Annotated in this window: 12 protein-coding genes; 7 read left to right on the top strand and 5 right to left on the bottom strand. The window is 42.3% G+C overall.

Translation table 11 applies throughout. The annotated features are described in order from the left end of the window. Nucleotides 1-48 precede the first annotated feature (48 nt). The 3 genes from ACFSQ3_RS03505 to ACFSQ3_RS03495 all read right to left on the bottom strand — a co-directional run bounded on the left by ACFSQ3_RS03505 (nucleotide 49) and on the right by ACFSQ3_RS03495 (nucleotide 2,961). Entirely contained in the window at nucleotides 49-2,166 is a 2,118-nt protein-coding gene (locus ACFSQ3_RS03505) for a M3 family metallopeptidase (protein WP_380867508.1), read from the bottom strand. 109 nt (nucleotides 2,167-2,275) lie between these two features. After that, the gene (locus tag ACFSQ3_RS03500) at nucleotides 2,276-2,599 is read right to left on the bottom strand and encodes a hypothetical protein (RefSeq protein WP_380867507.1); all 324 of its coding nucleotides are present in this window, start codon (nucleotides 2,597-2,599) and stop codon (nucleotides 2,276-2,278) included. A 44-nt stretch (nucleotides 2,600-2,643) separates the two neighbouring features. Then, nucleotides 2,644-2,961 (bottom strand): Rieske (2Fe-2S) protein, encoded by a 318-nt coding sequence (locus ACFSQ3_RS03495; protein ID WP_380867505.1) that lies wholly within the window; start codon nucleotides 2,959-2,961, stop codon nucleotides 2,644-2,646. Nucleotides 2,962-3,096: 135 nt separating this feature from the next. On the opposite strand from ACFSQ3_RS03495, the gene ACFSQ3_RS03490 reads away from it, so the two are divergent. The 3 genes from ACFSQ3_RS03490 to ACFSQ3_RS03480 all read left to right on the top strand — a co-directional run bounded on the left by ACFSQ3_RS03490 (nucleotide 3,097) and on the right by ACFSQ3_RS03480 (nucleotide 6,304). After that, complete coding sequence (locus ACFSQ3_RS03490; protein ID WP_380867504.1) at nucleotides 3,097-3,945, top strand: 4-hydroxy-3-methylbut-2-enyl diphosphate reductase; 849 nt, start codon at nucleotides 3,097-3,099, stop codon at nucleotides 3,943-3,945. 74 nt (nucleotides 3,946-4,019) lie between these two features. Continuing rightward, on the top strand, nucleotides 4,020-5,054 hold the full coding sequence (gene hemH, locus ACFSQ3_RS03485; RefSeq protein ID WP_380867502.1) for a ferrochelatase: 1,035 nt from the start codon (nucleotides 4,020-4,022) through the stop codon (nucleotides 5,052-5,054). A gap of 2 nt (nucleotides 5,055-5,056) precedes the next feature. After that, nucleotides 5,057-6,304, top strand: a complete 1,248-nt coding sequence (locus ACFSQ3_RS03480; protein ID WP_380867500.1) for a metallophosphoesterase — start codon at nucleotides 5,057-5,059, stop codon at nucleotides 6,302-6,304. 12 nt (nucleotides 6,305-6,316) lie between these two features. Here the strand turns inward: ACFSQ3_RS03480 and ACFSQ3_RS03475 are convergent, their stop codons facing one another. After that, nucleotides 6,317-6,982: a TlpA family protein disulfide reductase gene (locus ACFSQ3_RS03475; protein ID WP_380867498.1), complete on the bottom strand. Its 666-nt coding sequence runs from the start codon at nucleotides 6,980-6,982 to the stop codon at nucleotides 6,317-6,319. A gap of 320 nt (nucleotides 6,983-7,302) precedes the next feature. Here ACFSQ3_RS03475 and ACFSQ3_RS03470 point away from each other — a divergent pair, with 320 nt between their 5' ends. Then, a complete protein-coding gene (locus ACFSQ3_RS03470) occupies nucleotides 7,303-7,500 on the top strand; it encodes a YiaA/YiaB family inner membrane protein (protein WP_380868472.1) in 198 nt (65 codons plus the stop codon). A 124-nt stretch (nucleotides 7,501-7,624) separates the two neighbouring features. Continuing rightward, the gene (nagB, locus tag ACFSQ3_RS03465) at nucleotides 7,625-9,541 is read left to right on the top strand and encodes a glucosamine-6-phosphate deaminase (protein WP_380867496.1); all 1,917 of its coding nucleotides are present in this window, start codon (nucleotides 7,625-7,627) and stop codon (nucleotides 9,539-9,541) included. A gap of 95 nt (nucleotides 9,542-9,636) precedes the next feature. Here nagB and ACFSQ3_RS03460 read toward each other — a convergent pair whose 3' ends face one another. After that, nucleotides 9,637-11,253: a S41 family peptidase gene (locus ACFSQ3_RS03460; protein ID WP_380867495.1), complete on the bottom strand. Its 1,617-nt coding sequence runs from the start codon at nucleotides 11,251-11,253 to the stop codon at nucleotides 9,637-9,639. 136 nt (nucleotides 11,254-11,389) lie between these two features. Between ACFSQ3_RS03460 and ACFSQ3_RS03455 the strand changes: the two genes are divergently transcribed. Further along, entirely contained in the window at nucleotides 11,390-11,959 is a 570-nt protein-coding gene (locus ACFSQ3_RS03455; RefSeq protein ID WP_380867493.1) for a hypothetical protein, read from the top strand. Nucleotides 11,960-12,005: 46 nt separating this feature from the next. Further along, nucleotides 12,006-13,403, top strand: a complete 1,398-nt coding sequence (gene fumC / locus ACFSQ3_RS03450; RefSeq protein ID WP_380867491.1) for a class II fumarate hydratase — start codon at nucleotides 12,006-12,008, stop codon at nucleotides 13,401-13,403. Nucleotides 13,404-13,412: the final 9 nt, after the last annotated feature.

Here is a 13,412-nt window from a genome sequence, read left to right as displayed (position 1 = left end):
ATTTCTCAATGAAATCAGCCTTTTGCATGTATTAAGAAGTTGGGTTGATTAGTTCAATCCTCTTTTCTTCATCAGATAAATCGGGTTTGGCTCTGCGCCGCGGAATGTGCGGTACATTTCGGCAGGATTTCCTGTGCCACCGCGCTCCAAAATGTTGCGGCGGAATGCACCAGCTGTCGACTGATCATATAAACCTTTTTCTTTAAATGCTGCGAAGGCATCCGAATCCAATACTTCTGACCAGATGTAGCTATAATAACCTGAAGAATAGCCACCCGAGAAGATGTGTTGGAAGTTTGTGGTTCTGTAGCGAGGAATAATCGCATCGATCAAACCAATTTTTTGCATCGCATTCTTTTCGAATACTTCCGCATCCACATCAATGGGTGAAGTAGCCGAATGATAATTCATATCTAACAAGGAAGCTGCTAAATATTCAACCGTTGCAAAACCTTGATCGAATGTGCCTGCTTTTTGCATTTTTTCAATTAACGCGTCAGGAATTACTTCGCCCGTTTCGTAATGCTTAGCATACGATTTCATCACTTCTGGATCAGAAGCCCAATTTTCCATAATTTGCGAAGGTAATTCTACGAAATCACGCGGGACGGAAGTTCCTGATAAGCTTTTGTATTTCACGTTCGACAACAATCCATGCAGAGCATGACCAAACTCGTGGAACAATGTACTTGCTTCATCAAAAGTCAACAAAGCAGGTTTGTCGCCAACCGGTTTCGTGAAGTTACAAACGATCGAAATAACTGGAGCCACGCGCTTTCCATCCTTGTTGTATTGAGAACGGTAAGACGTCATCCAAGCGCCCGAACGTTTAGAATCACGTGGAAAGAAATCGGCATAAAGTACGCCCAAATGCGATCCGTCTTTATCCTTCACTTCGTAAACTTCGACTTCTTCGTGGTACACAGGGACATTGTTCAGTGCAACGAATGTTAATCCATATAATTTATTCGCCGTTTCAAATGCACCTTCGCGCACTTGTGCTAATCCGAAGTAAGGTTTGATTTCCTCCTCGTTTAATGCGTAGCGTTTCACGCGAACTTTCTCGGCATAATATCTCCAATCGTAAGGCGCAACGGCAAATGTATCACCCGCTAACTTGATTTCTGCTTGCAGATCTGCTTCTTCCACCTTCGCTTTTGCTAAAGCAGGTTTCCAAAGTTTGTTCAACAAAGCAAAAACATTGTCTGGATTGCCCGCCATTGATTCTTCCAAAACATAAGCAGCATGTGAAGGATAACCTAAAAGTTTAGCTTTCTCCAAACGAAGGTTCGAAATTTCAATAGCATTTTTCTTGTTGTCGAATTCTCCTCCGTTGTTTCCGCGAAGCTGATAAGCATTCCAAATTTCTTTACGTAGTTCGCGGTTGTCTGCGTATTGCAAGAATGGCATTACCGAAGGATTTGAAAGTGTGAACACCCATTTACCTTCTTTGCCTTTTTGTTTCGCTGTTGCTGCTGCTGCGGCACGAACGTCCTCAGGAAGACCAGCTAGATCTTTTTCATCTTCAATAACCAATTCGTAATTTTTAGCTTCCGCCGGTAAATTTTCGCCGAAAGCATTGGTTAAGGTAGATAACTTCGAATTGATGGATTTTAATTTCTCTTTATTTTCGTCGGAAAGATTCGCTCCCGAGCGCACAAAACCTTTGTAGGTTTCTTCCAATAATTTGCTGTCTTCGGCATCTAAACCCAAATCATCTTTTTGGGCGTATACCGATTTGATGCGCGCAAACAATTTGGCATTTAGCTGAATTTCATCGCGGTGGGCCGAGAGAATCGGAGCCATTTCTGATGAAAGCGCTGTCAACGAGTCCGTTTTATTAGCGGAGTTAAGATTTCCAAAAATAGTTCCTACCTGGCTTAACGCAGAACCTGCATTTTCCAAGGCAACAATTGTGTTCTGGAACGTGGCTTCTTCTTCGTTGTTCGCAATAGAATCGATTTCGATGTTGTGCCTTTTTATCGCTTCATCGAAAGCTGGGCGGAAGTGTTCATCTTTGATCTTGTCAAAAGGAGGAACCTGAAATGGTGTGTCAAAGTTGCCCAACAACGGGTTGTTTGATGAATCACTACGAGTGGATTCTCCACAACCTACCACGATGGATGTTACCACCAAGCAGATAGGAAGTAAACGCTTTTTAATCATTTAACTTGTTATTTTAATGGTCGAAATTTTAAACACAAATGTACTTATTAATTTCAACTGTAACACGTTTGGCGATTAAAGCACATTCTTTCGTTACAACGTAAAAAAATTAGTGTGTTCCCACAAGTTGATAAATCTCCATCATGTAGCCGGCTTCCTCCAACGAAAGCATGAAATTGCCCCATTCAGGATAGGTAAACGTCAATGCTAATTCGGGCAACGGCGTGGGCATCAGCATACGAACGACGCCATCCGGACAAGTAAAAAATTGTTCACGACCTTTGTATTCGTGGACGCCAGCCACAAATCGTCGAAAATCGTCCGCATTAAAAGTAAGTAAAGAATTGTCTTGCCAAATATAATGCGCTTTACAATTTCGGCAATACGTGATGGTAGTTTGCCCGTTACAGGCGAGCAAAGTCGAATGGCACATATTTATATTTATTTAGATCAAATATAAATAATTCATTGGCGCTGTCAAAACATTTTCCACCACGGAGAAGAAATTCCAATATACCAATTACCATTCTTGAATTTTGTGGGATAAGTTCTAATATAATTTCCTTGTCCCGGATCGCCTTTTCCAGTTTCCACATCGAATTGATGTCGATGATAGGGGCAAACTAACTTTCCGTTTTCGCACCATCCTTGCGATAAATCGGCACCAGCGTGCGGACATTTGCTTGATGTTACCTGTAATTTCGCTTCCTCGTAAATCAAGCATAATTTTTTTCCTTCCACCTTCAGTGAAGAAAGACCGTATTCTGCGGGAAGATTAATTTTGTGCCATTTCATACGTAAACGATTTCTTTTGTCATGGTTATATAGAACGTCCTGCCTGTTTTTGTTTTGCAATCATAACCATTTCATATACGAATAAACAAAATCCCGACATAATCGTTCGTATCTATTGATTACCTTTGTTGTACTATGTCGAAGAACTTACAGGTCACCATTGACAAAGATTCCGGATTTTGTTTCGGTGTGGTGTATGCCATTGATATGGCGGAAGAGATTTTGGAGGATGAAGGGCAACTGTATTGCCTTGGCGATATAGTGCACAATGACGAGGAGGTGGCGCGTTTAAAAGCCAAAGGTTTGCAGATTATTGGTCATGAAGATTTGCCTCAACTTCAAAATGCTAAAGTGCTTATTCGCGCACATGGCGAGGCGCCGGAAACCTATCGAATTGCGTTGGAAAATAATATTACGCTTATTGATGCTTCTTGCCCGGTGGTGTTGAAGTTGCAAAATCGTATTAAAACATCCCACGATAGCAACGAAAAGATTTTGATTTTCGGGAAGCATGGGCACGCAGAAGTGATTGGTCTGAAAGGACAAACGAATGATGAAGCCTTGGTGTTCCAAGATATTGCCGAACTAGATGAGGTTGAATTGCCTGAATCATTTACGCTATATAGTCAAACCACGAAAAGCGTCGATAAATTTTATGCGATCAAAGAAGAGTTGATCAATCGCGGTTATCAAGTGAAGGCGAATGATACGATCTGTCGTCAGGTATCCAATCGTTATGAAGATTTGTTGGGTTTTGCTCAATCTTATAATAAGATCGTATTTGTTTCCGGTAAAAAATCTTCCAATGGAAAGGTGCTTTATGACGTATGCAAAAACGCCAATCCGAATAGCTATTTCGTATCGGATGTCGACGAGCTAGATCCGCAGGTTTTCGAAAACGACGATACGGTGGGGATTTGCGGAGCAACATCCACACCAATGTGGTTGATGAAAGCCGTGAAAGAGCGATTGGAAACCTTATAGCATAAGGTCATATTTCTATCAAAATATGGGAGCATTTCTGTCCTGTATTCGATTAATCTTAAATTTGTTTCCACATGGAGAAGAGTGCAAAAAAGGGCATATTGCTGGTGCAATTGGGTACACCCGACCAGCCTACTACGCGCGATGTAGGTCGATATTTAGATGAGTTTTTAATGGATGGTCGCGTGATTGATATCCCTAATTTCACTCGTGCGCTTTTGGTAAAAGGAGCAATTGTCCCACGTCGTGCTGCGCAATCTGCTGCAACCTACAAAACCATCTGGGATAAAGAAACCGGATCTCCACTGATGTACTATAGCGTTAAACAACAGCAAATGTTGCAGGAAGCGTTGGGTGAGGAATATCACGTAGCGTTAGCGATGCGCTATCAAAACCCGTCTTTGCCGGATGTTTTGGCAGAAATGGAAAACATGCTTTTGGATTCCATTCGTGTTATTCCGATGTTTCCGCAGTATGCGTCTGCCACGAGCGGGTCGGTAATCGACCGGGTAATGGAAATTGTGCGCAAGTGGCAGTATATTCCAAGCATCAGTTTTGTAAATAGTTTTTGCGAGGATGATCTTTTAGTAGAAACGATTGCCGAACATGCACAACGTCACGATCTATCTAGCTTCGACCATATTCTATTCAGCTACCACGGCTTGCCGGTTCGGCAGTTGGAAAAAATCAATCCACGCGCGGACAAAAGTTGTGGAGAAAGTGGGTGTGCAAGCTGTCGCGAAACGACGAATGCTTTCTGCTACGTTTCCCAATGTTACGCTACTACGCGCGCGCTGGTTAAACGACTGAACCTAGAAGAAGGAAAATATTCGGTATGCTTCCAATCTCGATTGGGAAAAACACCGTGGATACAACCATACACATCCGACGCGCTACACGATTTAGCAACAGCAGGCAAAAAACGTTTGTTGGTGTTTAGTCCGGCGTTCGTAGCGGATTGTATCGAAACCTTAGACGAAATTCAGGTAGAATATGCCGATGAATTTAAAGCTTTGGGGGGCGAAGAAGTTGCTATGGTGGAAAGCTTAAACCTCAATCCGAAATGGATTGCATCCTTGAAGCGCTTGGCGTTGAACGAAAGAAATTAAATATGATGATCATCTACAATACCATACTACTTTTCATTTTCGACTTATATATCTTTTTCGCGTTGCGAAGCTCGGGGATTAAGTTTGCAAAGAAAAAGTGGTTTGCTTGGGTTTGGTGGGGCTATAGTGCTGCGCTGGCTGCGGGCGTGGTTGTTTCCTACAAATTTAATATTCCGCTGGCTTACCGCTCGATTATTTTGGTGGCGTTTTTTATTACGGTAGTCTGCAAGTTGATTTACGTAATCATTTTGTTGGTAGATGATCTACGGCGCGGTGGCGTTTGGATTGCACGCTTGTTTAAAACTAAACCTGAAAATCCGGTCGTAGAAGAAAAACAAGAACAAGTGGAAGAACGTAAGCATGGAATCAGCCGTTCGGACTTTTTATTGAAATCGGGGATTGCAGTCGCTTCTATTCCTATCTTTCCATTCAGCTGGGGCGTTATTTCTGGTGCTTACGATTATCGCATCCGCCGGCAGAAGCTTTATCTTCCTAATCTTCCGAAGGAGTTTCATGGGATGAAACTAGGACAATTGTCGGACGTGCATTCCGGGTCTTTTTACAATAAGAAAGCAGTGCTTGGTGGTGTGGAAATGCTGTTGGGCGAAAAGCCGGATGTGATCTTTTTCACCGGAGATTTGGTGAACAACGAAGCTTCCGAAATGCGAAACTACCAAGATATCTTCTCGAAGGTGAAAGCGGAATTGGGTGTCTTTTCGGTGTTGGGAAACCATGATTACGGCGACTACAAATTTGGTCCGGAAGATTCGGCTGCGAAGCGAAAGAACTTTCAAGATTTGGTAGATACGCATGCGGTAATGGGTTGGGATTTGCTTCGTGATGAAAACCGCAAGATCACGATGGGTAACGAAAGCATAAGCATTGTCGGTGTTGAAAATTGGGGAACCGGTCGTTTTCCGAAGAAAGGCGATTTAAAGAAAGCTTTGCAAGGAACGGAAGAAGATGCGGTGCGATTACTGATGTCACACGATCCTTCACATTGGCGCGCTCAGGTTTTGGATACAAATGTGGACGCGATGTTCGCTGGCCATACGCACGGAATGCAGTTTGGTGTCCGCGGCGAACATTTCCAATGGAGCCCTGCGCAATACATTTATCAGGAATGGGCAGGTTTATATCAGGAAGGCGGAAAGCAATTATACGTGAATACCGGTTTTGGATTTTTAGGTTATCCGGGCCGCGTAGGCATCCTACCGGAAATCACGATTTTTGAATTATTGAGAGCATAAAAAAGGTGCTTTTTAAAGCACCTCCATTAATTTCTTGCGCAAATCATCGCCGTGTAAGTTTCGAGCGATAACTACACCATCCGGATCAATCAATAGGTTTTGCGGAATCGCTTTCACACCATACACCAAGCTTGCGTAGTTGTTCCAACCTTGTAGATCGGAAATGTGTTTCCAAGTGAGATTGTCCTCTTTTACCGCTTTTTCCCAATTTTCGAATTCCTTATCAAACGAAATACCTAATATTTCGAAGTTTTTGTCCTTAAATTCTTCATAAAGTTTGACCAGCTTCGGATTTTCCTCGCGGCATGGAGGACACCAGCTTGCCCAAAAATCAACCAATACATATTGTCCGCGAAGATCGGAAAGTCCGTATGGTGAGCCATCTAAATCGAACTGCGTAATGCTGGAAGCTTTCTTCCCTACGGCATTGTTCTCCAAGGCTTTCAAATAGCGTTCAAAAATCTGTCCTTGCGTCGTTTTACGCACTTTTTTGTCTAACGATTTAAAAAGCGGTACTAATTCTTTGTGATCTGGATCGTAACCGCCTACTTTCTGAATCAATGCAATGCTGCCTACATCTTTCGGATTCGCAGCAATTTTTTCTTTCAGTTCTTCCTTCGATTGCGCCGCCAAAAGAAAAGGCAAGCAGTATAAAAGCAATGCAATAGCGTTTTTCATAGTCCGTGTTTTTTGTAAAAATAAGATAAATGTTGGACTTCCATTTTCTATAAGGTTTAACTGTTGTAATCGTCGCTTAAGGAATTGGTTTTGCCCATCATGCACCAGCGCTAACACCACCGCATACGCGTTCTTTTTTTCGCATCGAGCAATCAGCCAAGCAATAAAGTATAAATTGAAGATATCGGCATCCTGTAGTTCTTTGCCCTGTTGGATTATCGATTGACGAAAAATTACGTCGTCGATTAATTGTGGATTGCTCAAGCATTTTTCTGGCAAGTTCGAATAGGTAAGCACTTTGTTTTCCGATGTTCTAAGTAATTACTTTTTATATCGGCGCGTCTTGGTTTGCGTTGCTAACGAGTGTGGTTAGTTGCTGTATTGGTTTGTGGAATGCCGATTTGTTACTCAGCGAGAAGGGTTTTTACGCAATATCTTTCCTATTGAGTGTGTTTTCCGCTATTGCCGTGAAAAAGAATACACGAGATGCTAAATTGTTTGATGATGAAAATAGTTAGCGATCAAAACATTTGCCAACTCTTCACATTTTGTGTGTTATTTATTCAAATCTGCAAAGTATTTTAGGCCATTTTAATTACATTTGTTATTCGACACGACCACGATTAAAACTTATTTGACAGAATGGCCAGATTAAATTTACTAGAAGAAACTAGGTTTGAAAAAGTGCCGGTTAAGGTATATCCAACGGCAGACGAAGCGTCGATAGATGTGGCTCACCGCATTTCACATCTAATCCAAAGCAAACAACACAACGGCGAAAAAGCTATTTTAGGTCTGGCAACTGGTGCCACACCGATCAAGGTGTACAAAGAATTGGTTCGTCTTCACCGAGAAGAAGGGTTAAGCTTTCAAAACGTTGTTACGTTTAACTTGGATGAATATTATCCTATGCATCCAACAGCCGATCAGAGTTATGTGACTTTCATGAAGAAACATTTGTTTGATTTGGTGGATATTCCTGCGGAGAATATTCATATTCCAGATGGAACGGTTGATGCGGAAAGCGTGCATGCATATTGTGAGAATTACGAAAGAAAAGTCAGTAGCTACGGCGGTTTAGACATCCAATTATTGGGTATCGGACGTACCGGTCACATCGGTTTTAACGAACCTGGATCTGCGCCAAACTCTGGTACACGATTAGTGACATTGGATGATCTGACGCGAAGAGATGCTTCTCGTGATTTCGGTGGTAAGGAGAATGTACCAACCAAAGCCATCACGATGGGCGTAGGTACGATCTTCAAAGCCAAAGAAATCATCTTAATGGCGTGGAATGAGAAGAAAGCCGAGATTGTTAAGAAAGCGATTGAAGGCGAAATTTCTGCGGAAATCCCAGCGACCTACTTGCAGTTGTCTGATAATGTCGAGTTTATTCTTGATCAGGATGCTGCTTCTTTGTTGACCAGATTCAATACACCATGGTTAGCGGAAGATGTTGTCTGGACAGATGATTTAGCAAAAAAAGCCGTTGTTTGGTTGTCGCTGGAACTGGATAAAGCAATCCTTAAATTGACAGACGATGATTATAATACGCACGGGATGGCGCAGTTGGTAACCGAAAAAGGACCAGCTTACGGGATCAACATCCGTGTGTTTAATGAATTGCAAAGAACTATTACGGGATGGCCAGGAGGTAAACCGGGCGTGGACGATTCCAATCGTCCGGAACGTGCCGAACCTGCATCTAAGCGCGTTATCTTATTTTCTCCGCATCCAGATGATGATGTGATTTCTATGGGCGGTACATTTATTCGCTTAGCGGATCAAGGACATCAAGTGCACGTAGCTTATCAAACTTCAGGAAACACGGCGGTTTGGGACGACGATGTATTGCGTTATCTAGAGTTCGTAATCGACTTTGCTACCGACGAAGCGGAGAAAGCACAAAAAACAAAAGTATACGAAGAAGCGCGTTCATTTTTCGCGAGCAAAAAACCGAATCAGGTTGATCCGGAAATCGTGCGCACCATCAAAGGGCTGATCCGTAAAGGCGAAGCGATTGCCGGAGCACGTTTTGTTGGTTTGCCGGATGATCGTATTCATTTCCAAGATTTACCTTTTTATGATCGTGGTAAATTTTCGAAGGAAATTGATTTCGAAGATGATATTCAACAAACGATGGAGCTGCTTCGTGAAGTGAAACCACATCAGGTTTTCGCTGCTGGCGATTTTGCTGATCCACATGGAACACACAAAGTTTGTTTCGATATAATTTTGCAGGCGATGTTGCGATTGCGCGAAACGGATGAATGGACAAAAGATTGCTGGTTGTGGTTGTATCGCGGAGCATGGCATGAATATCCAATCCACGAAATCGAGATGGCCGTACCATTGTCGCCGCAGGAAGTGAAACGCAAGCGTTTAGCGATTTTCAAGCATCAATCTCAAAAAGATTTGCCGGTTTTCCCTGGGGATGATCCACGTGAATTCTGGGTGCGTGCCGAAGATCGTACGAGTGAAACGGCCGGATTGTATCATCAGTTGGGATTGGCGAACTATGAGGCAATTGAAGCATTCGTTCGTTGGAAATTTTAAGAAGATGCAGAGCGTTTCGCCTGATGATAGGCAATTGAAATCAGCAAAGCTCAAAAATAACTGTAAAGCCTTTCGGAATTAATTTCTGAAAGGCTTTATTCTTGTGCGATAGTTGGTGCTGCGATGGTTTCCATCGCTTTCAAAATAAATCTATCATCGCGGTTTTTTACCTTGAAATAAGCTTCGCGACCGAAATAATAACGGCCAACCAACGCTTCAATATCAGTTTGAATCAAATCATGTAGGTCACGTTGCTGTTGCTGATCCAATGCAATTCCGCCATTTGCGTTCAAAAATTGGACAAATGCCAGGTATTCAGAATACGGTAAATTATATCCTTGCAAGAAGTTTTCGATAGAATAAGCCGGCAATCGTTTCGTGAATCGTTCGTACACAAATTGATCTAGATAACTGGATTTTGTAATTTGTTGATACAACAAGCTCAACTCATTATAGTTGCGCGGAATAAGTATATCTGGTACAATCCCGCCGCCGCTATACACCTCTCGTCCCATTCCAGTTTTGTAGGTTTGTCCGTGTGCATACAAGGTATCTAATGCCCACAATCCTTTATATAAATTGGTATTAGGATCCATATTGGACCAATTTGGACTGTATTTCTTCTGAATACTACGACCTAACGGGGTGAAATATTTGGCAATGCTGAGATTGATCGTTGAGCCATCCGAAAAATCGAATTGTTCTTGCACAATTCCCTTTCCATAACTGCGTCGGCCGATGATTGTTCCACGATCCCAATCTTGAATTGCTCCTGCAACCACTTCACTCGCGGAAGCTGTTTTATCGTTAACAAGTACTACTAACTTACCTTCGTTGAATTCGCCCGCTCGCTCAGAGTAATAATCTCTGCGTTGTTCGTGTGCGCCTTTCGTGTACACGATTAAACGTCGATCGTTAAAAAATTCGCCTGCCAATTGAATAGCAACATGGAAATATCCACCGCCGTTATCGCGCAAATCCAAAATCAAGTTTTGAGCGCCTTGCTTTTTAAGTTGGATAATCGCGGATCGAAACTCATCCGCTGTGCGCTGGCCAAAGCGACGAATTCGAATGAAACCAACCGTTGGCTCAATCATATAAGCCACATCCAAGGAACTTACATTGATTTGGTCACGAATTGCCTTAATGGGCACAGGAAGTTCAATATTGTCTCGTTTAATATGAAAGCCAACTTCCGATCCCCGGCTTCCACGAATCAACTTGTCCACTTCTTCTTTGGAGATGCCAACACCAGCAAGCAATTTATTGTCAATTCTTAAAATTCGATCGCCGACTTTAAATCCAGCTTTGTCCGCCGGGCCATTCGTAATCAATCCCACGATCATCAACGTGTCGTTTAGATTGAAATATTCCATACCGATCCCCTCGAAAGTTCCTTCCAGAATTTCCGTTTGCGATTGGGATTCTTTTGGAAGTAGATAAGCTGAATAGGGGTCCAAATGTGCAATAATGTGATTTATTGCACCATTTTGAATGGAATCGATGTTGATGCTATCAAGATATGCGGCAGAAACCAGATCCACTACTTGCTGAAGTTTATAGGTGTTGTCGGACATACCAATCGGAACTAACGAACTTCCAGGTTTATTGCCCTGCAAATCCGCATAGTTTTGTCCTAAAATTAACCCCAATATTAAGGTTGCCCCGTAGGTGGCTGCAACAAAAATATTTCTCTTGGTTTCCTTCTGCATCTGCGTGGTTTGGAATGCAAAATTACTTGCATTCTCACAATCTTAAAAATCTTATAACAATTATTTTATCCGCAAATTGCAGTCCAAGCTATTTCGATAAGAATAAATAATTCGTAATATTTGAAAAAGTTAAAAAATGCACGAGATAGAGCCCTTTTATAATTGGAGAGATGATTATATCGCATCGGAAGATGAGCGAAGTCCGTTCTTTGGGATCGAGTACAGTGAGTTTGAGTTCGACAAGAATGTGTACAACTTTCTACTGCATCCGCAATGGGACGATTTTGGTTCCAATACCATGTATTTAAAGATTCTTTACGCCGATTACGATAAGCGCTATGCGATTATTGAGTTGATTGGTGAATGGAATGATGCCATTTATAATGACATCATGACCTTGAAGCGTGAGCTTATTGATACGCTGATAGGTGAAGGTATCAACCAATTCATTCTGATCGGGGAGAATGTGCTGAATTTTCATGCGTCCGACGATTCGTATTATGAGGAATGGTTTCAGGATATTGAAGACGGATGGATTGCAGGACTAAATTTCCGGCCGCATGTGATTGAGGAATTTGTGCGCAATCAGATCGATTATTACGTCAGCTTTGGCGAATATTTGGATGATTTCCCTTGGCGGACGTTAAAGCCCAAACAACTTTACCATCATGTGCGCGAACACATGAGCCGTCGGCTGGGTATGTAACTCTTTTTAATTAACTTTGCTTAGTAACAACAAACATTAAATCACTATGTCATTCAGAATAGAAAAGGATACAATGGGTGAAGTGCAGGTTCCTGCAGATAAATACTGGGGAGCACAAACCGAGCGTTCTAGAAACAACTTCAAAATTGGTCCTTCGGCGTCCATGCCAAAAGAAATTATTGATGGTTTTGCTTATTTGAAAAAAGCGGCTGCTTACGCGAATCACGATTTGGGTGTTTTGCCGGTAGAAAAAAGAGATGCTATCGCTGCGGTTTGTGACGAAATCCTTGTTGGTAAGTTAGATGAGCATTTTCCTTTGGTTATTTGGCAAACTGGTTCCGGAACACAATCCAATATGAACCTAAACGAAGTGATCGCTAACCGCGCGCAAGTACTTGCTGGCGGACAAATCGGCGAAGGTGAGCCTGTTTTGAAAGCGAATGATGATGTGAACAAATCACAATCTTCGAACGATACCTATCCAACGGGAATGCATATTGCCGCTTATAAAGCAGTCGTAGAAACTACGATTCCTGGCGTGACGCAACTACGCGATACATTGGCTAAAAAGGCGGAAGCTTTTAAAGAAGTTGTGAAAATCGGTCGTACGCACTTAATGGATGCAACGCCGTTGACATTAGGTCAAGAAATCTCCGGATATGTTGCACAGTTAGATTATGGTTTGCGTTCGTTGAAAAGCAGTTTAGCACATTTATCGGAATTGGCATTGGGTGGTACTGCGGTAGGAACAGGATTGAATACCCCGGAAGGATATGATGTCTTGGTAGCAAAATATATTGCTGATTTCACAGAATTACCTTTCGTTACAGCGCCAAATAAATTTGAAGCACTTGCTGCACACGATGCGATCGTAGAATCACATGGTGCATTGAAGCAATTAGCCGTTTCTCTAAATAAAATTGCAAACGATGTTCGTATGTTGGCTTCCGGTCCGCGTTCGGGTATTGGCGAGATTATCATTCCTGAGAATGAACCAGGATCATCTATTATGCCGGGTAAAGTAAATCCAACGCAATGTGAAGCGCTTACTATGGTTGCGGCACAAGTGATGGGGAATGATGTAGCGATCACAATCGGTGGCACACAAGGTCATTACGAATTGAACGTATTCAAACCATTAATGGCGGCTAATTTCTTGCAATCGGCAAGATTGATTGGCGATGCATGTGTTTCATTTGATGAGCACTGCGCGCAAGGTATTGAGCCAAATTACAAACGCATTAAAGAATTAGTGGATAATTCATTGATGTTGGTAACCGCTTTGAATACAAAGATTGGTTATTATAAAGCGGCGGAGATCGCACAAACGGCACATAAAAACGGTACTACATTGAAAGATGAAGCGGTCCGTTTGGGTTACGTTACATCGGAAGATTTCGACGCATGGGTTCGTCCAGAAACTATGGTCGGAAGCATCAAATAATCGGAAATT

The sequence above is a fragment of the Sphingobacterium corticis genome, assembly GCF_042684745.1.
GTDB lineage: Bacteria > Bacteroidota > Bacteroidia > Sphingobacteriales > Sphingobacteriaceae > Sphingobacterium > Sphingobacterium corticis.
Note: the sequence above shows the minus strand (reverse complement) of the source record. Positions and strands in the feature narration are given on the sequence as shown.